This window comes from Symbiobacterium turbinis (assembly GCF_055383075.1).
This window is the reverse complement of sequence record NZ_AP042433.1, coordinates 2,326,826-2,349,073: the sequence shown is the minus strand read 5'-3', so window position 1 is coordinate 2,349,073 and position 22,248 is coordinate 2,326,826. Positions and strand designations below refer to the sequence as shown.

Below are 22,248 nucleotides of genomic sequence, written 5' to 3'. Positions count from 1 at the left end.
GCCGGTCTCATCGGTGGAGCGGTCGTTGACCAGCACCACCTCCAGATTCGGGTAGTCCTGCCGGAGCAGGGAGCGGACGGCGCCCTCGATGGATCGGGCCTTGTTGCATGCCGGAACGATCGCAGAAACCTTGGGCGGGTTGGGTCCGGGAGAGGCGTCGATGGGCACGGCGCGGGCCAGGCTGGGCACCGCTCGGATGGCGTAGAGCCCTTCCAGAAGCTTGGCCAGGCTGGCTCCGACGATGAGGACGGCCAGCCAGAAGAAGAGCAGCGACTGCATCTGTGAGGTTACCTCCCGGTTATGGGTTGCCGCCCTGCATCCGCCGAAACTCCAGCAAGGGCTGAAGCGCGCGCAGCCGCTCCGGCTCCAACAGCGACCAGTCGATTTCGGTCGGCTGCGGGTGAGCCCTGCGCACGGCGATGGTCCGGGTGGGGGTGACGATGTAGTCCACCGAGATGTCGTGCGGGTCCCACGGAAGCGCCACCCCCAGCGGGTGATCCGGCGCATCCACCACCTGGAGGTCGTGGACGGCGGTCACCACCGGGGTGTCGGGCTGGAGCTTGCCCAGCCGGCAGAGCAGGGCGAACTCCATGTCGCCATACCCGGCCCCCTTGCCGATCCGCACCCCCGTAGACTGGCTGACGGCCACCGTCCCGGCGACGACGAGATCGATCGGGTCGATCTCCTCCAGCCGCACCTCCCGGCCGAACCGCCGGAAGTTGGCCAGGCTGGTCGCCTCCCGCTCCCGTCCCGGTTCCACGTTCTCCAGCACGACGAAGCCCGCCGTCAGCCGCGGCGTCGGCATGTAGAGCCTCTTGCCGTCCCGCAGGACCATCGCCCGGATGGGGTGGAGGGGGGAGTCCGGCCCGACCTTGACCACCCTGGCCTTCCGGTAGACCTCCAGCTCCCGCAGCCGCGCCGCGGCCGCGGCGCTGCCTACGAAGTTCGGGATCCGCCCGTGGACCGGCTTCGGGAAGGCTGCCTGGCCCCGCTGGGTCAGTTCATCCCACACCCACTGACGGACCTGTCCTTTTTCCATCCCCTTTCCTCCCTTCTGTCGACCGCCGCCCCCTGCGGCCCGATCGTGAAGAGTGTTCCGCTTTGCCGGCCACTTTCCTCCCGCCCAAATCGCGACGGCGGGCTTGACGGGGCGGCTTCGAGCGGGACCGGCCCGCGCCGCCACCTCTTGACGCCGATTTCCGAGTTGCCTATACTGTGTTCCAATCAAACGCGATGAAAGAGATGAGTAGGGCCTGAGGTCCCCACAGCGAGCCGGGTGCGGTGCGAGCCGGCGGCGACCGAGACGGCCTGAACATGGCTCTGGAGCGGCCGGCTGAAGGTCCGTCCGGACTGCGTAGGCTGGGACGGGGGGCTCCCGTTACAGGGCCAGGATATCGGCCACAGGCCCGTATCCGCGAGAGGCCCGGCGCGCGCCGGGCGAAAAAGGGTGGTACCACGGGGTGCATGCCTCGTCCCTTTCCGGGGACGAGGCTATTTGCGTTCCGGGGCAGGGCCGTCAACCTGATCCGGCTCTATGCGCTGGCCGCGGAGCCGATCCTTCCCTTCACGGCACAGCGCGTGTTCGATGCGCTGAAGATGGCGCCGGAGGAACGGAAGGTTCCGCTGAGCAGAGCCGTCAATCTGTCTGCGCTGGCTCCCGGGCGCCCGTTCGAACCCATTCCCCCGCTGTTCCGTCGCATGGACGCCGCGGAAGTGGAGCGGCTGAAGGCCCGGTTCGGGGGGAATACCTGACGCACGGCGGGGCACATCCCCGTCCTGATCGCCCACACCCGCTGCAGGCCTACTGAGGCTCGGCCAGCGGTGGTATGCTGTGCTATACTGGCCCCATCACCAGCCATCCGGAGGAAAATGATGAACGAACTGTTTGCCCCACGCATCGGCGGAGTCGTCAGCGCAGACATCGCGGTTCCCGAACACGAACGAGAGCTACGGTTCTACTCGCAGGTGCTCCGCACAGGCGACCCGCCGCTCTGGCGCGAAGACGGGACGAACAACCTCGGCTTACCCATCATCGGCCTGGGACAGCGAACCCCGGAATTCGCCAATCTGCCGCTCCAGTGGATGCCCCACATCCAGGTTGCGGACGTAGGGGCCAGCGCCCGGCGCGCCGTGGAGCTGGGCGGGCGCGAGATCATGCACCAGAAGGACGAAAACGGCAACAGCCAGTGGGCCGTGCTGATGGATCCGAACGGGGCGGCCTTCGGGATCATCCCGGTCATTCCGCAGGAGGCGATCCCCCCGGTTCCCCCGGAAGGCGAGGCCGCTTCCGGCGGCGGTGCTGCTCCGGGCGGGGCCGCTGCGGATCCGGTCGGCCGCATCGCCTGGCTCGACCTGACGGTTCCCGACGCGGCAGCGACCCGCGACTTCTACCAGCAGGTCATCGGCTGGTCGGTGCAGGAGGTCCCGATGGAGGACGGCGACGAGCGCTACGCCGACTACGCCATGCTGGGCGGCGACGGGAACGCCGCGGCGGGCATCTGTCACGCCCGCGGCGTGAACGCGGACCTGCCGCCGGTCTGGCTGCTCTACCTCACTGTTGGCGACATCGCGGAAAGCCTCCGCCGGGTGGAGGCGGAGGGCGGCAAGGTGATCAAGGAAGTGAGGGATAAGGAAGGCGCGCACGTGTATGCGGTCATTCAGGATCCGGTGGGCGTCTACGTGGGGCTCGTGCCGGGATAGGCGGTGATCAGCTTCAGCAGGTCGCCCTTCACCGACTCCACCCGCTCTACCGTCAGGCCGGCCAGGCGGACGTTCTCCACCGTCCGGCGGTTGATGTTGCAGCCGACCAAACCCGCGATCACGGGGGCCGCCAGGTCCATGAGGGTCCCGACAACGGGCCGGTCGATGCGCACGTGCTCCAGGAGCAGGATGCGCCCGCCGGGGCGGCAGACCCGTGCGGCCTCCCGCAGCGCCGCGATCGGATCGGGGATGGTGCAGAAGACGTAGCTGGCCACGACCGTGTCGAAGGTGGCGTCGGGGAACGCCAGTTTCTGGGCGTCCATCTCCAGCAGTGTGACGGGCACCCGGCAGGGCCTGGAGCGGGCGCGGTCCAGCATCCGGGGGCTGAGATCAATCCCCACCAGTTCCGTGGTGATCGCCGGGTCGTAGAGCGGCAGGTTCCTGCCTGTTCCGACCCCGATCTCCAGCACATGGCCCCTCGCCTGGCGGATCAGCCTCTCCCGCCACGGGGCCTTTCCGGCCCGCTCCCCCACATCGAACCAGCGGGCGTTCCGGTCGAACTTCTGCCGCACCGCCTCGGTTTCCCGCTCTCGGATCATCCCCAGCTCCTCCTCCTGTGGCAGATACGTACGGCAATTCTACCCCGAGGGGTATCCTTCCTGCCGGGGCAGACCGCGCAAGGGTCCTTTCGCAGTCGGAAGGACCCTTGCGGCTTTTCACAGAATTCATCCTTACCGCTATCAGAAACCGCATCGACACGACCTGAAAGGTGGGAGCGGCTTGGGGAGCCTCATGGAACGCGGAATTGCGCTCTGGCGGCGGCACTGGCGGGGGCTCTTTCTGGCCTGCCCGACGGGCGACCGCCGAAAATGGCGGACTTCATCGAGGGCATAAGACGGTACACCGGCCGTCTGCTCGTGGTCCGGGTGCTGTGCAGTCTGGTGCTGGCCGCGGGCGGGCTGGTCGCACTCCTGGCGCATGTGCTGGCCGGGTTCGCGCTGGCGGGGTGGCTGACCTCCGTTGCTGCCCTGGCCGTGTTCTTCGCTGCCACCAGCGCCGTTCTGTACGCCGATTTTGCCTTGGTGGTGGAGGACGGCACGGCGATGGAGGCGGTGGGCGACAGCGTCGGGGTGCTGACGGAGCGCTGGCAGGAGGCCCTGGCGGCCAACGGGATGTTCATCCTGATCTCCGTGCTTGGGGAGGTCGTCGCGTGGCTGCTGACACGGATCGTCGCGGGGCCCGCGGGGCTTCTGCTGGGCGTGGCGCCGACGGCGCTGGCCGAGAGCGTCGTGCTCAGTTACCTGCTGGTGCGGTACGTTGAGAACGTGCATCGCGGCACCTACGGCCGCATGGGCCGGTTTGCGATCGACGGCCTGAAGGCAGGCTGACGCCTGGATGCAGCGGCACGGGGAGGAGAGGCGGGATGACCGTCAGAGCGGTGCTGAGGCCCCGGCCCGTGTGGCCCGGCGCCACCATCGGCGTCGTGGCCCCTGCGGGCCCGGTGCCGCCGGAGGAGCTTGAGGCGGGGCTGCAGCGGCTGCAATCGTGGGGGTATCGTGCGGTTGTAGGCGATGCGGTGCTGTCGCGGCGGGGCTACCTCGCCGGAACCGACGCTGAGCGGGCCGCGGACTTCAACCGGGTGTGGGCCGATCCGGCGGTGAACGCGGTCATCTGCGCCCGGGGCGGCTACGGCGCGATGATCGTCGCGCTGCTGGGCACCCCGTGGGAGCCGGACTTCACCGGGCGGATCGTGCTCCTGGAGGATGTGGACGAGGCCCCGTACCGGATCGACCGGATGCTGGTCCAGCTGCTGCTGGCGGGGAAGCTGCAGCGGGCGGCAGGCATCCTCATCGGCGACTCGCCCACCTGCCTGCAGGGGCCGCCGAACCGGCCCTCGCTGACGCTGCCGGAGGTCCTGGCCGAGCTCCTGGGCCCGCTGGGCATCCCCGTCCTGTACGGCTTCCCCTGCGGACACGGGTCCCACCGGGCGACGCTGCCGCTGGGCGTGCGGGCCCGGCTGGATGCGGAGGCCCCCGCGCTGACGATCCTGGAGCCGGCGGTGGAAGCATAGGCCGGGCCCGTCCGGCGGCGGACGGGAGACCGTCGGCGGCCCGGTGAACATAAGATGGGGGAAAGCGCTGAAAGGAGTATGGGTGTGTACAGTCAGGCGCCATACCCCTATCCCTGGTATGTGACACCGCAGTACGGGTGGCCGGGCGGCCGCGGGACCGGCAGCCCGTGGAGCGGCACGCCTCAGTACGGCAGCCCGTGGAGTGCGCCCGGCCCCGGGCCCGCGATCCGGGATCACGGACCCCGGCCGTATGTCGTGAACATCGCACAGGCGGCCAGGCAGAACCGCAACTTCCGCACCGCGCTCTGGACCGGCGAGCACTTCCAGGTCACCTTGATGAGCATCCCGGCGGGCGAGGACATCGGCCTAGAGGTCCACCCGACGACGGACCAGTTCATCCGGATCGAAGAGGGGCAGGGGCTCGTGCAGATGGGGCCCGGCCGGGACCGCCTGGAGTTTGAGCAGATGGCGTACCCCGGTTCCGCCGTCATGATTCCGGCGGGGATGTGGCACAACGTTACCAACACGGGCAACCGGCCGCTGAAGGTGTACGTGATCTACGCGCCGCCGGAGCACCCGCGCGGCACCGTCCACAGGACGAAGGCCGATGCCGAGTAGCGGGGAGAGGCCCACAGTCGTGCTGCGATGGGAACAGGAGTACCTTCCGGCAAGGGAGGTACTCCTGCTTCGCGCAGCCCTGCGGCGCCGACCGGAAGTCGACCCACCGCACCAGGTCTGTTTCATGCTAAGGTTGAGGTAGCAACCGAGATGGCGAGAGTCACCTCGAAAAGGTGGGATGACGAATGCTGAGATTGGCTGCCCGCCTGACCGCGGGCATGCTGAGCGTCCTCCTCGTCTGCCTTTGTGCGATGCCGGCGGCCCTGGCCGCAGATCCCTTCACCGACATCGCAGACAGCTACGCCCGCGAGGCGATCCTGGCCCTCCACGCAGAGGGCAAGGTGCAGGGGGTGGGCGACGGCCTGTTCGCGCCCCGGGCACAGATGACCCGTGAGCAGTTTGCGGCGATTCTGGTGCGGGTCATGGGCCTCGAAGAGGCCACCCAAGTCGGGCCGTTCACGGACAACGCCGACCCGGCCGCGTGGTACTACGGCGCCGTGAACACCGCATGGGCGCACGGCCTCATGATTGGACTCGACGACAGCACCTTCGGGGTGGGCCGGCCCATCAGCCGGGAGCAGGCCGTCGCCACCATCGTGCGGGTCGCCGGCCTGGAGCCGCTGGTGGATCCCCAGGCCGCGCCCAGCTTTGCCGATGCCCACCAGTTTTCGCCCTGGGCCAGGGGCTACGTGGCCCTGGCGCAGGCGAAAGGGCTCATCGTCGGCATGGGCGACAACACTTTCGCAGGCAGCCTGGAGATGACCCGCGAGATGGCCGTCCAGATGCTCTACCGGGCGCTGACCCATCTGGACGAAGGGGCCCGGATGGAAAGGGCGATCGGGCCGCGTGCCGCCGCCGTGCTCCACGCCCTGGAGCAGGCCGACCCGGTGCGTCTGGCAGACCTGGTGCACCCGGAGAAGGGGGTGCGCTTCTCCCCGTACGCGTTCGTGGACGTGGACCGCGACCAGGTCCTCCTGCCGGAGCAGTTGCGGGAACTGGACCCCGCGCAGGTCTTCCTGTGGGGGTACTACGACGGCAGCGGGCACCCGATCGAGATGACTTTTCCGGAGTACCTGCGAAGCGAGTTCGTGTACGGCCGGGACTACATGAACGCGCCCGAGGTGGCCTTCGACCAGGTGCTGGGCAGGGGCAACACGATCAACAACATCCGTGAAGCGTACCCCGAGGGACACTTTGTCGAGTACCACTTCCCGGGGACGCCGGAGATGGACGGGATGGACTGGTCCAGCCTGCGCCTGGTGTTCGAAGAGGTCGGCGGCCAGTGGTACCTGGTCGGCGTGATCGGTGATCAGTGGACGATTTAGGCGGTGTCGCAAGTCACTCGTACCGCAGCGCATCCACCACATCCAGCCGTGCGGCCCAGCGGGCCGGCAGCAGCCCGGCCAGCGGCGCCAGCAGCAGGGCCACCGCGGCGGCCATGGCCAGCGAGCCCCAGTCCACCACCCACTCGGTGGCGGCGCCGTTGATATACTGGCTGGCCGCCACCATCACCCGCTGGAGCGTGAGCCCGGCCACAGAGCCGATCAGGCCGCCCACCAGGCCGATGCTCAGGGCCTCGCCCAGCACCACCTGCAGCACCTCGCCGCGACGGGTGCCCACGGCCCGCAGCACGCCGATCTCCCGCTTGCGCTCCAGAATCGCGGCGAAAAGCGTGTTGGCGATGGCCAGGCCCGAGACCAGGACGGCGATCCAGGTCAGCGCCTCGTTCAGCCCGTAGAAGCTGTCGTATGAGACCTTCAGTTCCTGCCAGAACTCGTGGTTCAGCCTGATGGCGAGCGGCATCGTGTCGCCCCACCGGTCCAGGATGCGCTGCCTGACTGCCTCCGGCGAGTGGCCCGGCTCCACCAGCACCGCCACGTTGGAACTGGTCGCGTCGTTCCAGTAGCGCAGGTAGTCCCGCCGGTCGATGTTGAGCGTGCCGCCGTACGGGGTGATGTCGGTCATGATGCCGGCGACCGTGAGCGTGAGCGTGCCGCCGGGAGAGGGCAGCTCCAGCGTGTCGCCCAGGTCCAGCCCCAGGCGCGCGGCGACGGCCGGGGAGATGATCACGTGGCCTCCCTGCTCCATGAGGTCCGCGGCCTCGGGCCAGCTGCCTTCCTCCAGCGGCGTCTCGGAGTACTGGCGCAGCAGGCGATGGTCGAAGACCTGCATGAAGGCCTGCTCGCCGTCGCTGAGGATCACCCGCATCATCTTCTGGGGGCTGACCAGCCGGACGCCTTCCACCTCCGCCAGCTGCTGCACGAAGCCGTCGTCCATCTCCACCAGTGCGCCGATGCCCGAGTAGGAACTGGAGACGTTCATATCCCACCCGATGTTCTTCTCGAACCACCGGTTGAAGGCGGCCATCTGGCTGGCCTCCACACCGCCCATGGCGACCATGTAGGTGAGGGCGACCATCAGCGCGCTGACGGTGGCCGCGGTGCGCCGGGGCATGCGAATCAGATTGTCGGCGGCCAGGCGGCCCGTCACCCCCAGCACGCCCGTGAGCAGGGGCCGAAGCACCGCCCGGGTGAGCAGGTTCAGCAGGAGCGGCAACAGGAGCACAGCCCCGAGCAGCAGCACCGCCAGCATCAGTCCCCAGAGGCGGAGCACCGGCGGCGAGACCATCTCGTTCTGCGGCCAGGTGAGCCAGATGGTCAGGCTTCCTGCCAGCATGAGCGCCAGCCCGGCGGCCCCGCGGCGCCAGTCGAGCCGGGCGCGGTCAATTCCGGGACTCTCCGCCGGGCGCATCGCCTCCATGGGGCTGACCATCACCGTCTCCCGCGCGGGGCCGAACGCCGCAACCAGGGCAGCCCCGATCCCGACCGCCAGCGCCGCGGCCAGGGCGGCGGGGTCCATGGTGACGGCGGCCCGCTGCACGCCGTAGGCGTTCAGGAACTGATCGGTCATCTGCTCTGCCATCACCCAGGCCATGCCGAAGCCGTTGGCGAGGCCCGCGAGCGCGCCCAGGCAGCCGAGGAGACCCGCCTCGGTCAGCACGACGGCCATGACCTCGCCCCGCCTCATGCCCAGGGCCCGCAGGATCGAAAGCTCGCGCCGCCGCTCGGCCACGCTCATCGAGACGTTGGTGTAGATGATGAAGGTGCCCGCGAAGAGCGAGACCGAGCCGGCCACGGTGAGCAGGAAGACGACGGCGTCCAGCAGCTTCTCCATGTCGCGGGAGCGCTCCGCAGGGGTGGTCACCCGCACCTGGGGGTCCAGGGCGTCCGCCAGCCGCTCGCGCAGGGCGGCCAACGATTCGCCCGGGGCCGCGATCACGTCGATGACGTCGAGCCTCCCCGCCTTGCCGAACGCCTCCTGCGCCGCCTCCAGCGTGAGCACGCCGAAGGGGCCCAGCGCGCCGCGCACCGTGCCCCGCGCGTCGAATACGCCCACCACCCGGAATTCCTTCAACCCTTGCGTCGTCAGGAGGCGGAAGCTGTCGCCCTCGGCGAGGCCCAGGCCCTCGGCCAGGTCCGTGGTGACGGCGGCCTCGCCGTCCGCGGCCGGCAGCCGCCCGGCGGTGAGCCGGTAGTCCCGCACCTTCTGGTCCAGCTCCACATCGATGCCGTAGAAGGTGGCCCCCGCCTGCCGATCGCCGGCGAAGACCGGCGCGCCGGAGGAGATGACCGGGGCCGCCGCGCCGACGCCGGCGGTCTCCCGGACCGCGGCCAGCAGCCGCTCGTCGAAGCCGAAGCCGGTGGTGGCCGACACCTGCAGGTCGGCCCGCCCGGCCGCGGCGGTGAGCAGGTTCTCGTAGCTGCCCAGGATCGCCTTGTTGAGGAGGAGGACGGCCACCACCATGGTCACGCCCAGCGCGATGCCCGCGAGGGTCATGAAGGCGCGGCCCTTCCGGCCCCACAGGTAGTGGCGGGCCATCTGGAGGGGCTGGGACACAGAGCCGAGTGGGGTGCGCATCAGGCTCCCTCCCCTGTCACCTGGTCGTCGATCACCCGGCCGTCCTGCATCCGGATGAGCCGGTCCCCGTAGGCCGCAGCCTTGGGGTCGTGGGTCACCATGACGATGGTCTGGCCCCGCTCCGCCTGCATCTGCTTCAGGAGGAGCAGCACCTCCTCGCCCGAATGGGAGTCCAGGTTGCCGGTAGGTTCGTCCGCGAAGAGGAGGGGCGGGTCGGTGACCAGCGCCCGGGCGAGGGCCACCCGCTGCATCTGGCCGCCTGACAGCTCCTCGGGCTTGTGGCCTTCCCGGTCGCTGAGACCGACAGTCGCCAGGGCCTCCCGGGCCCGCGCCTCGGCCGCGCTGCGCTTCACCCTGGCCAGCAGAAGCGGCAGGGCCACGTTCTCCAGCGCGGTCAGGGTCGGCAGCAGGTTGAAGAACTGAAAGACAAAGCCCACCTGCTCCCGGCGGAGCAGGGTCAGCTCGTCATCCGAAAGTCGGGAGAGGTCGCGGCCCAGAAGGTGTACCTTCCCGGAGGAGGGCTGCTGGAGCCCGCTCATGAGGTGGAGCAGGGTCGATTTGCCGGAGCCCGACTTGCCCATGACGGCCACGAACTCGCCCTGGGCAACGCTGAGGCTCACCCCGTCCACCGCCCGGACGGTGGCGCCGCCCCGCCGGAACTCCTTGACAACCTGGTCCAGACGGATCATCTCTCTGGTCACGCTTCCATGCCTCCCCTCGCCCGCAGACGGGCCTCACAGTTGTCCAGCCACTTGAGCTCCGCCTCCACGTGGAGCAGCGCCGCGTCCAGCATCATCTCCTGCCGGAGGCGCTCCGGGCCCCGCTCCTTTGCCAGCTGGATCTTGGCCCGGGTCAGTTCCGCCATCTGCAGGTGGTAGACCCGGCGCTGCGACTCCAGGAGGTCCAGGGCCCGGCGCAGGTCCTTCTCCACCAGCAGGCCGAGCCGGACGTAGATCTCGTTGCGCATGGGGCGGGCCTTCAGGGGCGGGCGTGCCAGCCAGCGCTCCAGTTCGGCCAGCCCGGCTTCCGTGATCCGGTACGTCTTGCGCTCTTCATCGGCCCCTTCCGCCCCGGCCAGCTCCACCAGGCCGTCTTTCAGCATGCGGTCCAGGGTTGAGTAGATCTGCCCCACGTTCAGCTCCCAGAGTCCGCCCGTCAGGCTCTCGAACCGGGTCTTCAGTTCGTAGCCGTGGCAGGGCTGCTCGGCCAGGATGCCGAGGATGCCGTGTTTGACCGCCAGGCTGGTTCCCCCCTTTCATCGCCCCGCAATACGAGTATAGTATACGAGTATATACGGGGTAAACGGGGGCGTGGCAGGTCAACGATTCCATTGAAGAATGGCACGAATGCCCCCGGTGTGTGTCTCTATTTTTGGACTAGCTAACCTTGACAGATTAAGTTGTGCTATTCCATTATCGTAGTCAGGTGTGTTCATGGGTGGCCTGGGCTGGGCTCCCGGGCCCACCGGGGGGTGACGGATTGGGCGGGCTCATCGTGGTGGCGCTTTGGATCGCCTCCATCCTGATTTTCCTGTGGATTTGGGACGATGCCACGCGAAGGCACGGGAAGAACATCGGCTGTCTCTGGGCCCTCGCGGTGCTGGCTCTGGGGCCGATTGCGATCATCGCCTACTTTCTCTTCGGGCGGTCTGAGGATTGACACCGAAACCCCCGCTCCGCGCTGGAGCGGGGGCCCATTATTCAGCCGCGAACCCTTGCCGGCGGCTTCGGTCTCCAGCACAACATCACAGCGGCTGCCAGGACTGCAGGTACGCACCCCGTGACTGCAGGATCGGCAGGTCACACGGGATGCGGCGCCGAAGAGACACAGCGTACACGAGGAAGGAGCCGATCACTCCCATGCCGCAGGCCAGAGTTACCGAAGCCCTTTCTGCCGTGAGGGGCGTTCAGGCCATCGCGCTCGGCGGCTCCCACAGCCGTGGCGAGGCGGGCCCTCACTCCGATTACGACTTCGGCATCTATTACGACGAAGCAGATCTCGACCTTACCGCGCTCGAGCAGGCCCTCACCGCCCTGGACGATGACCACCGCACCGGGCTGCTCCACCCGCCGGGGGCCTGGGGTCCCTGGATCAACGGCGGGGCCTGGCTTACGGTGGGCGGCGTGCCGGTCGACATCCTGCTCCGGGAGATCGGGAAGGTGGAGCAGACGATTCGCGACTGCCTGGCCGGAAAGGTGACGATCGACTTTCAGTCGGGCCATCCCTTCGGGTTCGTCAACACCATCTACGCCGCCGAGACGCACTACTGCCGGCCGCTGTGGCAGTCGACCGCGGCGCCTCTGGACCGGCTGAAGTCCCTGCTCCATTCTGATGGCCCGTACCCGCCCCGCATGCGGGAGACCACGGTGGGGCGCTTCCTCTGGGAGGCCTGGTTCTCCCTGGCGTGCGCCCGCACGGCGGCCCACAAGGGCGACTTCCACTACGCCGAAGGGTCGCTCTTCCGGACGGTCTGCGCCTGGGTGCAGGTGCTGTTCGCCCTCAACGGCCGCTACCTGATGAACGAAAAGGGCGCCCTGGCCCGGGTACGGGAGCTGGCGCTCCGGCCCGACGAGATGGAGGCCCGGGTGCGGGAGGCGTACCGGCTGATCGCCGACGGAAAGGCGGCCGAGGCCTATGCGATTCTGGACGCCCTGCATGGGGAGATTCAGGCCCTGGCGCAGGGGTTCGGGACCGTGCAGACCGAGATCCGCTGAGGGGATTACGACCATGCTCGTGATACGCGCCGAGGCCCAGGCGGACCGGGAGCTGTCGCTGGTGGCAGAACTGAACGGCGAGCGCGTGGGTCACCCTCCGGAGCACCAGAACCGGGGCATCGGCCCCCGGCCTGCCAGCCGGTGCGGCATCCGCCCGGGTCAGGCGACAACTGCGGGGCGCTCGCCTGACGGCCTGCCGTATATGCCCTTGCACATACGTGTAGCCCATAGCAGAATTGACGTCGTCTCTGCATACGTTCTCGCAGGGAGGCTTTGCGATGCCAACTGCTTCTCTTCGCTTGAGGTAGGCGCTGCACACTGAAACAGACCCGCAGCTGGACGGGTCTCTTTGTGTTGCCCTAACTCAACGTGAAGAGGAGCGTTTATTGTGATTGGCCCTAACCGTTGGAAGCTTGTATTCCTGACCATCTGGACAGGTCAGGCCTGCGTGGCAGGCCAGTCTGGTTGAGTTTGCCTTTGCCGGCGGCATGCTGGGCTCCTCGCTGCTGCTGGGCGTGTGGGGAGGCAGCCGCGACCGGCTGGGAATGATCACCCTGTCGTTCGTCGGCATCGGTTTGACCCTGGCGGCCTCCGGACTGCTTCCGCCCTCAGGCTTCGGCGTCTTCGCTGTGCTCTCCGGCCTGCTCATCCTGGCGGCCGGGATCTGGACGTACCTGAAGTCGAGAGCGATCCGATCCTGATGACAAGTCCAGCCCCCGCAGCGGGGGCTGGACTTGTTCTCCTTATTCATCGTCCATATCGGTTTGATTCTGATTTTTGTCTTGGCACCCGCCGGCCCACCGCCTTATACTAACTGCCTAAAGGCGTAAAGAGAGCAAGGTCACGAATGGGGGGAGAAGAGATGGGCGGCGCTCAGAATCCGTTTGTTATTGCGCAGCAGCAGGTTCGGAACGCGGTGGTGGCGTTGGGTGAGAGCGAGGAGCTGTACGAGCTCCTCAAGGCGCCGGCCCATTTCGTCGAGGTGCAGATCCCGGTGCGCATGGATGACGGCAGTCTGCGCGTCTTCACCGGGTACCGCAGCCAGCACCTCACCACCCTCGGGCCGGCGAAGGGCGGCATCCGGTTCCACCCGGCGGTCACGGCCGACGAGGTGAAGGCCCTCTCCATGTGGATGACCTTCAAGACATCCGTGGTGGGCCTGCCTTACGGCGGCGGCAAGGGCGGCGTCGCCGTCGACCCGCGCAAGCTCAGCCCGGGTGAGCTGGAGCGGCTCTCCCGCGGCTACGTCCGTGCGATCTGGCCCTTCCTGGGGCCCGACAAGGACATTCCCGCCCCAGACGTGAACACCAACGCGCAGGTCATGGGCTGGATGGTCGACGAGTACGAGACCATCGTGGGCGCCAGCTGCCCCGCCGTGTTCACCGGAAAGCCGGTCGCGCTGGGCGGGTCGCTGGGCCGCAGCGAGGCCACCGGCCGGGGCACGGTCATCGCCGTCCGCGAGGCGATGGCGTACCTGGGCCTGCCGTTGGCCGGCGCCCGGGTGGCGATCCAGGGCTTCGGCAACGCGGGGCAGCACGCCGCGCGCCTGCTGGAGGAGCACGGGGCCGTGGTGGTGGCCGTCAGCGACAGCCGCGGCGGCATCCTCTGTCCCGGCGGCGCCCGGGTGGCCGACCTGATCGCCTACAAGCAGGCCACCGGCAGCGTCGTGGGATTCCCGGGGAGCCGGACCACGGACCAGTTCGGGGTGCTGACGGCCGACTGCGATATCCTGGTGCCCGCGGCCCTGGAGAACCAGATCGACGGCGAGGTGGCCCGGTCGGTGCGGGCGCGGGTGATTGCCGAGGCGGCCAACGGCCCGACGACGCCCGACGGCGACCACGTGCTGGCGCAGCGCAAGATCTTCGTCATCCCCGACATCCTGGCCAACGCCGGCGGGGTGACCGTCTCCTATTTTGAGTGGGTGCAGAACCGGAACCAGTACTACTGGACCGAGGAGGAGGTGGCCGCCCGGCTGGAGCAGCGCCTGGTGGCCTCGTTCCGCCAGGTGGTGGCCACGGCCGAGCGGCACGGCGCCCACACCCGGACGGCCGCCTATATGCACGCCATCCACCGCATCGCCGAGGCCCTCAGGATGCGGGGGCTGCTGCGGGCGCCGGCCCGCACCCTGCGGCGGGCAGCCGCCGGGTAGACGGTCGGATTGGTGCAGAATAAAGGGCTGCTCCTGCGGCGCCTCCTGCCGCAGGGGCGGCCCTCGCTTTTTTTGCCCGGACCGTGACGGGATTTGGCGATCTGGTGGAGAATGAAAGGATAGGCCAACTTACCGTGAGGAAGGTGAGCGCACGTGCCGAACATCCCGGCCTGCGCAGCAGGCGTGCCGATCTTCCAGGCCCTGTCGGCCGCGGGGATGGAGGAGCTGGGCAGGGCGATGCACCACCGCGCTTTTGAGCGGGGCGAGCTGGTGGTCTCCGCCGGCGACCCGGTCACCCACCTGATCGTGGTGGCCAGCGGCCGGCTGAAGCTGGTGCACACCACGAGCAGGGGCCGCGAGCAGGTGGTGCGCCAGCTCGGACCGGGCGAGTTCCTCGGCGAGATGGCGCTCTTCACCGAGGCGCACCACGAAGGCGACCTGATTGCCATGGAGGAGACCCACGCCTGCATGATCGCCCGTGAGGGCGTGCAGGCGATTTTGCGGAACCACCCCGCCGTGGCGGTGGCCGTCGTCGAGGCCCTGGCCTGGCGACTGGCCGAGGCCGAGCGGCTGATCGGCGACCTGGGCCTGCGGGACGTGGGCCAGCGGCTCGCCGCCGAGCTCCTGCGGCTGGCCGGGCCGGAGGCGGAGGACATGGTGGAGTTGCAACTGCCGGTGCCCTGGGCGGAGCTCGCCGTGCAGCTGGGCACGACGCCGGAGAGCCTGAGCCGCCGCCTGAAGGCCCTGGTGCAGCAGGGGCTGGTGGAGCAGGTGGGCAGCCGCACCGTGCGTCTCCTCGACCTGGACCGGCTGCGCCGTGTGGCGGATGCGTGAAGAACTGAAAGGGGGTATCGGGATTGGCAGAGCGTCAGCATGAACCTGTAACCGCCATCCCGGAGCGCAGCGTGCGCGCGCTGCCGGGCTGGCTGGGTCTGATGATCGCACTGGTGCTGATGGGGCTTTCCATCTGGCTCTTCGTAGCGGGGCTTCCCCTTGATGTCTGGGAAGAGCCGTCGCCGTTTCTTCTGGTTACCGGGTCGGTTCTCTTTGTCGCATCCCTGATCTTGTTGAACGGCCTCTTCGTCGTGCAGCCCAACCAGGCGCGGGTGCTGATCCTCTTCGGCCGCTACCTGGGCACGGTGAAGTCGGACGGGTGGTACTTCGTCAACCCGCTGGCCTCCAAGAAGCAGATCAGCCTGCGGGTGCACAACTTCACCTCGCCCCAGCTGAAGGTGAACGATGCCAACGGCAACCCCATCGAGATCGCCGCCGTGGTGGTCTGGCGGGTGGTCGACACGGCGAAGGCGATCTTCAGCGTTGAGGATTACAACGCCTTTGTCGAGGTGCAGTCAGAGACGGCCATTCGCCACCTGGCCAGCCAGTATCCGTACGACGACGGCCAGAACGAGGGGGAACCCTCGCTGCGAGGTTCGGCCGAGGAGGTCGCCCTGGCCCTGCAAAAGGAGCTGCAGGAGCGGCTGGATATGGCCGGCATCGAGGTCATCGAGGCCCGCATCTCGCACCTGGCCTACAGCCCCGAGATCGCAGGGGCGATGCTGCAGAGGCAGCAGGCGGCGGCGATCATCGCAGCCCGGCAGAAGATCGTGGAGGGTGCGGTCTCCATGGTGGAGATGGCGCTGGACATGCTGGACCAGCAGCAGAAGGTGGAACTGACCCCGGAGCGCAAGGCCGACCTCGTCGCCAATCTGCTGGTCGTGCTCACCAGCGACCGCGCGGCCCAGCCGACCCTGCCGATGGGCAGGTAGAGCCTGCGCGCACACATCAAACGGGCCACACTAAGGCGCGAGGTGAGCTTGGTTTGAACGAAGGCCCCGCGATCGCATCCTCATGTTATGATCATCTCGGCGGTCTCCTGGGCGAGCGGCTGGCCCGGCGGCTGCTGGAGCTGGGCTGGGTGACGGGGGAGCCTGCCCCGGGAGTGACGCCGCAGGGCTGGACGGGCCTTGCAGAGCTCGGCCTGGACCTCTCCCCGCTGACGGCGGGTCGCCGCAAGCCCGTGGCGATGTGCGGGGGGCACATCGGCGCCCACCTGGGCTTCCTCCTGCACCGGCACCTGCTGGAGGCGGGCTGGCTGGCGCGCACGCCGGACGGGCTGGCGCTCACCCCGGCGGGCAAGGCCGCCCTCAGACGACTCGGGGTTGACCTGGAGGCTTGATCATGAACCCAATTCTGCACGAGACCCTGGCCATCGTCGGCTGGAGTTTTCTGGGCTCGGTGGCGATCGGCGTCGTCGCCGCGCTCCTCCTGAAGTGGCCGATTACGGTGACCTACATGCTGAGCGTGCTGACCATCGGGCCGACCCTGGCCATCATGCGCGGGCGCGATCGCAGCAGGGACCGGCTGGAACTGGGGGAGCGCGCCGGCGTGGAACTGCTGGCCATTGTGATCCTGCTTGGCATCGGCTGGCTGGCCAACCATTACCTTGGCATCTAGGGAATTATCAGCAGGTTGCGGTGTGGCCGCCGCGGCATGCACCTCCCGGCACAGGGGCAACATATGTACGCGCCCTGTCGAGAGGAGGATGGCCAGAGTGCAGTATCAGACAGGCGGAATGACGCCGCTCACCGAGAAAGACCTGGCGTACATGAAGGACATGATGTCCTGGGAGTTGCTGGCGGCCAAGAAGGCCTATCACTACGCCAACGAGACCCAGGACGCGGAGTGCCGGCAGGCGATGTTCCAGATCGCCGAGCAGCACCAGCGCAATCTGGAGCGGCTGCTCATGCACCTTCAGGAGCACGTGAACCAGGCCACGCAGATCACCGTGTCGGGTGCTCAGAACCCGACCACCGTCATGTGAGGAGGGTGAGCCATGCAGCAGCAGGGGATTCAGCCCCAGTTCAAGATGCAGGGCGGCCACCTGATCATGACGCACCAGGCGCAGACCAACCTGCCGAAGGTGAAGGACGCGTCCATGAACGACCGCGACCGCCTGCAGGATCTGCTGGCACAGGAGAAGTACCTGACCAGCGGGTACAACATGGCCCTCATCGAGGCCAGCCACGACGCGCTCTTCGACGTGATCAAGCAGAACTGCGACGCCAGCTACCAGATGCAGCGGCAGATTTTCAACCTCATGTTCAAGAAAGGCTGGTACAAGCTGCCCGTGGCCGACGCGCAGATGGTGCAGCACACGTTCCAGCAGTTCGTGCAGTACCAGACGCAGTTCCCGTTCCCCCCGAGCCCGCAGATCGCGCAGATGGGCGGTCAGACGGGCGGAGCGCAGACCAGCCAGTAGCGGACCGGAAGCACGACGGCGGCGGAGTGATCTCCGCCGCCGGTTTTTGAGGAGGGATTTCATGCAGGCTCCCATCACCCTGGCCGTGGTCGGGCTGGGAAACATCGCCCGCAAGGCCCATCTGCCGGTGCTCACCAGCCACCCGGAGGTGGAGATCATCGGCCTGGCCAGCCGCACCGGGCGGAAAGTGGACGAACTGGCCGCCCAGTACCGGCTGCGCCTCCGCGCCCGCACCTTCGAGGAGGTCCTGGCCGTGCGGCCCCGTGCGGCGTACCTGCTCAGCGCCACGGCGGCGCACAGGGAACAGGCGGTGGCGCTGCTCACGGCCGGCATCGACGTGTTCATGGAGAAGCCGCTCGCCCAGACGCTGCCCGAGGCGGAGGCGATCGCGGAAGCAGCCGGCCGCACGGGCCGGCTGCTGATGGTCGGCTTCAACCGCCGCTACGCCCCCGCCTACCGCAGGGCGAAGGCCCTGTTTGCCGAGGCGGGGAAGAAGATCGAGTACATCCTGGTCCAGAAGCACCGCACCGGCGGCGGCGCGAAATGGCCGCTCCGCCATTACGTGACCGATGACGTGATCCACATCATCGACCTCGCCCGCTTCTTCGCCGGCGACCTGCAGCTGCGCACGGTCTGCGCCCGCACCGGGCTGGTGGCCGCGCAGATGGAGTCGGCGTCCGGCACCCTGGTGCAGCTGGCCCAGTGCTTCAGCGCCGGTGCCGTGACCGAGCGGGTCGAGCTGCAGGGGGGCGGGCTGACGGTGATCGTGGAGGAGATGGAGCGGGTCATCGTGCGGGAGGACGGCCGCGAGCGGGTGGAGCCGCTCTTCGGCTCGTGGACCTCGACCCTGGAGAAGCGGGGCATCGCGCCCGAGCTGGAACACTTCCTCGCCTGCCTGCGGGAGGGGCGCGCACCCGAGACCTCTGCGGCCGAGGCCCTGGCCACGCAGCGGCTGGCGGAGGAGATCCTCGCGGGCGCCTAAGCCGCCGCCGGCCGGGAGTCCTTCTCCCCCTTGGTCACCATGAGCATGCACAGGACGGCCAGGGCCATGAAGAGGATGCCCAGCGGGAAGAAGAAGCGGTAGCCGAAGTTGTCGAAGACCCAGCCGAATAGGGGCGGCCCGGCGATGTTCGCCAGCGAGGAGAACAGGTAGTACATGCCGGTGTAGGCGCCGATCTGCCCGGGCCCGGCCATCTGGGTGATCATCGGGTAGGAGTTGATGTTCACCCACGCCCAGGCGAAGCCGACGAAGGCGAACAGGTACCAGACCGAAGTGAGGTCAGACTGCATGTCCAGCAGGAAGAAGGCCAGGATCATCATGAGGAGGCCGCCGATGATGGTCCGCTTCCGGCCGAGCCCCTTGAAGCGGCTGAAACCGTCGGCCAGGAAGCCCGACGGGATGGCGAACAGGAGGAATGCGCCGCCCGAGAAGGTGAGCTGCTTGGCGACGTCGGCCTCGTGCAGGCCGAGGAAGTCCCGCCCGTAGGTGGTCACCCAGGTTTCCAGGGAGTTGTAAGCCACAAACCAGCAGAAGATGGCCAGGAGCATGAAGATGGCACTGCGGTCCTTGATGAAGGCCAACTGGAACCGTTCGGACTTCTCCGTGCTGTGCTCGGGCTCGCGGATCCAGAAGTAGAAGATTGCCGTGATCACCAGCAGGAGCAGGGCCGAGCCGACGAAGGGCAGGCCGGGGTAGATGCGGTAGAGGATCGCCCCGCCGAACATGGCCACGATGTAGGCCAGGCCGCCCATGAAGTTGATGATGCCGTTGGCCTTGGAGCGCAGGGGCGGCGGGGTGACGTCGGGCATGAGCGCCACGATCGGCGAGCGCCACGAGGCCATGGCGAGGTTCATCATGATGGCCGCCCCGAGCAGGAGCCAGAGGCTGGTCTCCCACCCGACGGGGATCAGCATGAGGAAGAGGGCGGAGAGGGGGGCGAAGACCAGCAGGTAAGGAATCCGGCGCCCGAAGCGGGTGCGCGTGCGGTCGCTGAGGAAGCCGATCAGCGGCGTGAGGGTGAGCGCGAGCCAGTTGTCGATGGTCATGAGGTAACCGATGACGGTCTTGGACTCGATGAACTTGGAGTAGAGAATGGGCATGTACGCATTGTAAAGAGGCCAGACCAAACCCACACCGAAGAAGCCGAGTCCGATGATGAAGGTATTCTTCCAGTTCAGTCTCAGTTGTGTCATCGCCGTGCTCGCCTCCGTTCGCTATTGTCTCAAAGATTCGTTCCGCTGTCAGAGAATCCCTGCCAAGAGGAAATGTGCGACAGGTTAACGAATTTTGGTTCCATACAGAGCCGAACGGAGGAGAAGCCATGAGGGAGAGAAGCGGCACCCTGTCGGGCCTCGGCGGCCTGAAGCTCCACTGGCGCTGCTGGGAGCCCGAGCGTGCAGAGGGCAGCCTGGTGCTGGTACACGGCGCGGGGGAGCACGCCGGGCGGTACGAGCACGTCGCGTCGTGGTTCGCGTCCCGGGGCTTCGCCGTCTGGGCGATGGACCACCGGGGGCACGGCCGCTCTGAGGGCACCCGGATGCATGTGGACCGGTTCGCCGACTACCTGGTGGACCTGGCGGAGTTCGTGAAGCTGGCGGCCGGGGCCCACGGCCGGCCGGTGATGATCGGCCACTCCATGGGCGGGCTCATCGCCTACCGGTATGCGGCGGTTCACCCCGATACGATCTCGGCCCTCGTGCTCTCGTCGCCCTGGTTCCTGAGCCGGGCGAAGGTGAGCCGGGTGGAGCAGGCCCTGGCGCCGCTCCTGGCCGTCATCGCCCCGCGGCTGCAGGTGAAGTCCGGCATTCCGCCTGAGGTCTGCACCCGGAACACTGAGCGCATCGCGCTGGACAGGCAGGATCCCCTCCGCTGCCAGACGGCCACGCCCCGCTGGTTCGTGGAGTGCACCCGCGCGGCAGCAGAGTGCCGCACCACCGTCACCTTCCCCGACGGGCTGCCGGCGCTCTTCCTGGTGGCCGGCGCGGACCAGCTGGTGGACCCGGACGCCACCCGGGCAGTGTTCGACCGCATCGGGCACGCGGACAAGCGGTTCCGGCTGTACCCGGAGAAGTATCACGAGATCTTCAACGACCCGGGCTACGAGGAGGTTTTTGCGGAGATTCTGGCCTGGCTGAGTGAGCACGGGCTGGCGCCGGCGGCCGGCTGACCGGGGCGGCCGTCCGATAAGCTTTGCAGAACCACCGAAGAGGAGGCCAACCATGTTCCCGAATGCGATGCGTACGATTTCCGATTTCCAGGCCTTCCACCGGTGGCTGGACGAGCAGAAAGGTTGGGGCCCTGATCTGAAGCTGAACATGGTCCTGCTGGCCGGTGAGGTGGGCGAGGTGGCCAACGAGCTGCGCAACATCTTCTGGCGGCAGAGCCTGCTGGAGCCCGAGCTGGGGGAGGCTGCCGCCTGGGAGGCCGCCCTGGCCGAATACCGGCAGGACCTGGGCTTCGAGTTGGCCGACTGCCTCGCCTACATATTTAAGCTGGCCAACAACGCGGGGATCGACCTGGAGGCGGCGTACAAGACCAAGATGGCGAAGAACGTCCAGCGCCAGTGGACAGCGCCGCCACCTGCGAATCACAATGCGAACCAAAAATAGGACGAGCCGCTCCCTGCCCGGGGCAGTCGGGGCGGCTTCTTGTTGTATATATAAAATTGTTCGGTACGGTGAAAGAAAAGCGCGTTGACGCCGGTAGATAAGAGTGGAAGGGGGGAGCGGGGTGACCGAACGGGAGTGGATCCGGCGGGCCCAGGGCGGCGATGCCGAAGCCTTCGGTGCGCTGGTCCGGCTGCACCAGAACGGCGTCTACGGATTCTGCCTGCGGATGACGGGCAGGCGGGAAGACGCGCTGGACCTCACCAGCGAAGCCTTCCTCCGGGCCTACCGTTCGCTGGCCGGATTCGACGTCACCCAGCCCTTCCGCCCCTGGCTCCTGCGCATCGCCGCCAACCTCTGCCGCGACCACCTGCAGGCCAGGCAGAAGCGTCCCACCCCCGTTGAAGACGCGGTGCTGGCCGACCTGCCGGATTCTGACCCCCCGCCGCCCGGCCAGGTGCTCGCGGCGCACGACCGGGCCGCCGTGCGGCAGGCGGTGGCCGAGCTGCCCGAGCCCTACCGAACCACCGTAACCCTGCACTACTTCAACCAGCTTTCGTACCAGGAGATCAGCGAGGCCCTGAACATCCCGGTGGGAACTGTCGGCACGCACCTGTACCGTGCCAAGCGGCTCCTCCGGAAACGTCTGGTGGAACAGGAGGTGGCCACGTGAACGGAAAGGGCTGCTGGGACGACATGACGCTGGACTTCTTCCGCATGGGGCTCCTGGAGGCAGCAGAGGCCGAGGCGGTGCGCAGCCATGTGCAGGGCTGCCCGACCTGTCAGGCCCGCCTGGGCGCGCTCGATCTGGAGGACCTGCGCCTGGAGGCCGCCCTCGCACTGACGCGGGAGGAGGCGGACGTCCTGATGGCCGCGGACCTGCCGGATCGGCTGGCCGCCCAGGTCAGCGGCGGCCGGCGCGGGGCCTGGGGGCTGGCTTCGGGCCTGGTGGGCCTGGGCCTCGCGGCCGCGGCCGGGCTGCAGGGGGCGGTGCTCCCGTGGCTGCAGGGCTTACCTCTGGGAGGGTGGATGAGCGCCGGCCACTGGGCGCCCCAGCTCACCAGCCGCCTCTTCCGGTGGGCCCGTTCGCTTCTCTGGTCGCCCCCGGAGTCGCAGCTTGATATCCTCGTCCCCCTGCTGGCGGCCGGCCTGGTCATCATCCTCCTCAATCTGTGGCAGCGCCGGCGCGGGCTGTCTCCTTTCCACCACTGAA

At 68.1% G+C, this 22,248-nt stretch carries 27 protein-coding genes and 1 pseudogene; 21 read left to right on the top strand and 7 right to left on the bottom strand.

The window, feature by feature from the left end:
* Together ACZ45O_RS11220 and ACZ45O_RS11215 are read right to left on the bottom strand one after the other, a co-directional pair.
* A pseudogene (locus ACZ45O_RS11220) lies at nucleotides 1–279 on the bottom strand (glycosyltransferase family 2 protein); the annotation flags it as partial.
* A gap of 19 nt (nucleotides 280–298) precedes the next feature.
* Nucleotides 299–1,039 (bottom strand): 5-formyltetrahydrofolate cyclo-ligase, encoded by a 741-nt coding sequence (locus ACZ45O_RS11215; protein ID WP_464853017.1) that lies wholly within the window; start codon nucleotides 1,037–1,039, stop codon nucleotides 299–301.
* Nucleotides 1,040–1,464: 425 nt separating this feature from the next.
* Between ACZ45O_RS11215 and ACZ45O_RS11210 the strand changes: the two genes are divergently transcribed.
* Both ACZ45O_RS11210 and ACZ45O_RS11205 read left to right on the top strand, forming a co-directional pair.
* On the top strand, nucleotides 1,465–1,752 hold the full coding sequence (locus ACZ45O_RS11210) for a hypothetical protein (RefSeq protein ID WP_464853016.1): 288 nt from the start codon (nucleotides 1,465–1,467) through the stop codon (nucleotides 1,750–1,752).
* A 120-nt stretch (nucleotides 1,753–1,872) separates the two neighbouring features.
* Nucleotides 1,873–2,700 carry a VOC family protein gene (locus tag ACZ45O_RS11205; RefSeq protein WP_464853015.1) on the top strand — a complete coding sequence of 276 codons (828 nt, stop codon included), beginning with the start codon at nucleotides 1,873–1,875 and terminating at the stop codon, nucleotides 2,698–2,700.
* Here ACZ45O_RS11205 and ACZ45O_RS11200 read toward each other — a convergent pair.
* Nucleotides 2,676–3,299: a class I SAM-dependent methyltransferase gene (locus ACZ45O_RS11200; RefSeq protein WP_464853013.1), complete on the bottom strand. Its 624-nt coding sequence runs from the start codon at nucleotides 3,297–3,299 to the stop codon at nucleotides 2,676–2,678. The two genes, ACZ45O_RS11205 and ACZ45O_RS11200, sit on opposite strands and share 25 nt — an antisense overlap.
* A gap of 270 nt (nucleotides 3,300–3,569) precedes the next feature.
* On the opposite strand from ACZ45O_RS11200, the gene ACZ45O_RS11195 reads away from it, so the two are divergent.
* The 4 genes from ACZ45O_RS11195 to ACZ45O_RS11180 all read left to right on the top strand — a co-directional run bounded on the left by ACZ45O_RS11195 (nucleotide 3,570) and on the right by ACZ45O_RS11180 (nucleotide 6,714).
* On the top strand, nucleotides 3,570–4,088 hold the full coding sequence (locus ACZ45O_RS11195) for a hypothetical protein (protein ID WP_464853012.1): 519 nt from the start codon (nucleotides 3,570–3,572) through the stop codon (nucleotides 4,086–4,088).
* A 35-nt stretch (nucleotides 4,089–4,123) separates the two neighbouring features.
* Nucleotides 4,124–4,771, top strand: a complete 648-nt coding sequence (locus ACZ45O_RS11190; protein WP_464853010.1) for a S66 peptidase family protein — start codon at nucleotides 4,124–4,126, stop codon at nucleotides 4,769–4,771.
* A gap of 78 nt (nucleotides 4,772–4,849) precedes the next feature.
* The gene (locus tag ACZ45O_RS11185) at nucleotides 4,850–5,389 is read left to right on the top strand and encodes a cupin domain-containing protein (protein ID WP_464853008.1); all 540 of its coding nucleotides are present in this window, start codon (nucleotides 4,850–4,852) and stop codon (nucleotides 5,387–5,389) included.
* Between the two features lie 185 nt (nucleotides 5,390–5,574).
* On the top strand, nucleotides 5,575–6,714 hold the full coding sequence (locus ACZ45O_RS11180) for an S-layer homology domain-containing protein (RefSeq protein WP_464853007.1): 1,140 nt from the start codon (nucleotides 5,575–5,577) through the stop codon (nucleotides 6,712–6,714).
* A 13-nt stretch (nucleotides 6,715–6,727) separates the two neighbouring features.
* Here the strand turns inward: ACZ45O_RS11180 and ACZ45O_RS11175 are convergent, their stop codons facing one another.
* Genes ACZ45O_RS11175 through ACZ45O_RS11165 form a run of 3 tightly spaced genes read right to left on the bottom strand, consistent with a single transcriptional unit; the run spans nucleotide 6,728 to nucleotide 10,517 of the window.
* Entirely contained in the window at nucleotides 6,728–9,307 is a 2,580-nt protein-coding gene (locus tag ACZ45O_RS11175; RefSeq protein ID WP_464853005.1) for an ABC transporter permease, read from the bottom strand.
* Nucleotides 9,307–10,008 carry an ABC transporter ATP-binding protein gene (locus ACZ45O_RS11170; RefSeq protein ID WP_464846616.1) on the bottom strand — a complete coding sequence of 234 codons (702 nt, stop codon included), beginning with the start codon at nucleotides 10,006–10,008 and terminating at the stop codon, nucleotides 9,307–9,309. The genes ACZ45O_RS11175 and ACZ45O_RS11170 overlap by 1 nt, the downstream gene beginning before the upstream one ends.
* Nucleotides 10,005–10,517, bottom strand: a complete 513-nt coding sequence (locus ACZ45O_RS11165; RefSeq protein ID WP_464848255.1) for a PadR family transcriptional regulator — start codon at nucleotides 10,515–10,517, stop codon at nucleotides 10,005–10,007. The genes ACZ45O_RS11170 and ACZ45O_RS11165 overlap by 4 nt, the downstream gene beginning before the upstream one ends.
* Before the next feature lie 269 nt (nucleotides 10,518–10,786).
* Here ACZ45O_RS11165 and ACZ45O_RS11160 point away from each other — a divergent pair, with 269 nt between their 5' ends.
* From ACZ45O_RS11160 to ACZ45O_RS11110, 11 genes are all read left to right on the top strand, one after another.
* On the top strand, nucleotides 10,787–10,966 hold the full coding sequence (locus tag ACZ45O_RS11160) for a hypothetical protein (RefSeq protein ID WP_464853003.1): 180 nt from the start codon (nucleotides 10,787–10,789) through the stop codon (nucleotides 10,964–10,966).
* A 236-nt stretch (nucleotides 10,967–11,202) separates the two neighbouring features.
* Entirely contained in the window at nucleotides 11,203–12,021 is an 819-nt protein-coding gene (locus ACZ45O_RS11155; protein WP_464853002.1) for a nucleotidyltransferase domain-containing protein, read from the top strand.
* 488 nt (nucleotides 12,022–12,509) lie between these two features.
* Entirely contained in the window at nucleotides 12,510–12,722 is a 213-nt protein-coding gene (locus ACZ45O_RS11150) for a hypothetical protein (RefSeq protein ID WP_464853001.1), read from the top strand.
* 161 nt (nucleotides 12,723–12,883) lie between these two features.
* Entirely contained in the window at nucleotides 12,884–14,170 is a 1,287-nt protein-coding gene (locus tag ACZ45O_RS11145; RefSeq protein ID WP_464852999.1) for a Glu/Leu/Phe/Val family dehydrogenase, read from the top strand.
* A 153-nt stretch (nucleotides 14,171–14,323) separates the two neighbouring features.
* Complete coding sequence (locus tag ACZ45O_RS11140) at nucleotides 14,324–15,004, top strand: Crp/Fnr family transcriptional regulator (protein WP_464852997.1); 681 nt, start codon at nucleotides 14,324–14,326, stop codon at nucleotides 15,002–15,004.
* 56 nt (nucleotides 15,005–15,060) lie between these two features.
* Nucleotides 15,061–15,936, top strand: a complete 876-nt coding sequence (locus ACZ45O_RS11135; RefSeq protein ID WP_464857724.1) for an SPFH domain-containing protein — start codon at nucleotides 15,061–15,063, stop codon at nucleotides 15,934–15,936.
* 53 nt (nucleotides 15,937–15,989) lie between these two features.
* Nucleotides 15,990–16,346 carry a hypothetical protein gene (locus tag ACZ45O_RS11130; RefSeq protein ID WP_464852995.1) on the top strand — a complete coding sequence of 119 codons (357 nt, stop codon included), beginning with the start codon at nucleotides 15,990–15,992 and terminating at the stop codon, nucleotides 16,344–16,346.
* Nucleotides 16,347–16,348: 2 nt separating this feature from the next.
* Entirely contained in the window at nucleotides 16,349–16,624 is a 276-nt protein-coding gene (locus tag ACZ45O_RS11125; protein ID WP_464852994.1) for a hypothetical protein, read from the top strand.
* A 97-nt stretch (nucleotides 16,625–16,721) separates the two neighbouring features.
* On the top strand, nucleotides 16,722–16,991 hold the full coding sequence (locus ACZ45O_RS11120) for a hypothetical protein (RefSeq protein WP_464852993.1): 270 nt from the start codon (nucleotides 16,722–16,724) through the stop codon (nucleotides 16,989–16,991).
* Between the two features lie 12 nt (nucleotides 16,992–17,003).
* Complete coding sequence (locus ACZ45O_RS11115) at nucleotides 17,004–17,429, top strand: spore coat protein (protein ID WP_464852992.1); 426 nt, start codon at nucleotides 17,004–17,006, stop codon at nucleotides 17,427–17,429.
* A 61-nt stretch (nucleotides 17,430–17,490) separates the two neighbouring features.
* Nucleotides 17,491–18,411: a Gfo/Idh/MocA family protein gene (locus tag ACZ45O_RS11110; RefSeq protein WP_464852990.1), complete on the top strand. Its 921-nt coding sequence runs from the start codon at nucleotides 17,491–17,493 to the stop codon at nucleotides 18,409–18,411.
* Here the strand turns inward: ACZ45O_RS11110 and ACZ45O_RS11105 are convergent.
* Nucleotides 18,408–19,622 carry an MFS transporter gene (locus ACZ45O_RS11105; RefSeq protein ID WP_464852989.1) on the bottom strand — a complete coding sequence of 405 codons (1,215 nt, stop codon included), beginning with the start codon at nucleotides 19,620–19,622 and terminating at the stop codon, nucleotides 18,408–18,410. The genes ACZ45O_RS11110 and ACZ45O_RS11105 overlap by 4 nt on opposite strands.
* Before the next feature lie 128 nt (nucleotides 19,623–19,750).
* Between ACZ45O_RS11105 and ACZ45O_RS11100 the strand changes: the two genes are divergently transcribed.
* From ACZ45O_RS11100 to ACZ45O_RS11085, 4 genes are all read left to right on the top strand, one after another.
* A complete protein-coding gene (locus ACZ45O_RS11100) occupies nucleotides 19,751–20,596 on the top strand; it encodes an alpha/beta hydrolase (protein WP_464852988.1) in 846 nt (281 codons plus the stop codon).
* A 67-nt stretch (nucleotides 20,597–20,663) separates the two neighbouring features.
* Nucleotides 20,664–21,038 carry a MazG nucleotide pyrophosphohydrolase domain-containing protein gene (locus ACZ45O_RS11095; RefSeq protein ID WP_464852987.1) on the top strand — a complete coding sequence of 125 codons (375 nt, stop codon included), beginning with the start codon at nucleotides 20,664–20,666 and terminating at the stop codon, nucleotides 21,036–21,038.
* Nucleotides 21,039–21,159: 121 nt separating this feature from the next.
* Nucleotides 21,160–21,708: an RNA polymerase sigma factor gene (locus tag ACZ45O_RS11090; protein ID WP_464852986.1), complete on the top strand. Its 549-nt coding sequence runs from the start codon at nucleotides 21,160–21,162 to the stop codon at nucleotides 21,706–21,708.
* Nucleotides 21,705–22,247, top strand: a complete 543-nt coding sequence (locus ACZ45O_RS11085) for an anti-sigma factor family protein (protein ID WP_464852984.1) — start codon at nucleotides 21,705–21,707, stop codon at nucleotides 22,245–22,247. The genes ACZ45O_RS11090 and ACZ45O_RS11085 overlap by 4 nt, the downstream gene beginning before the upstream one ends.
* Nucleotide 22,248: the final 1 nt, after the last annotated feature.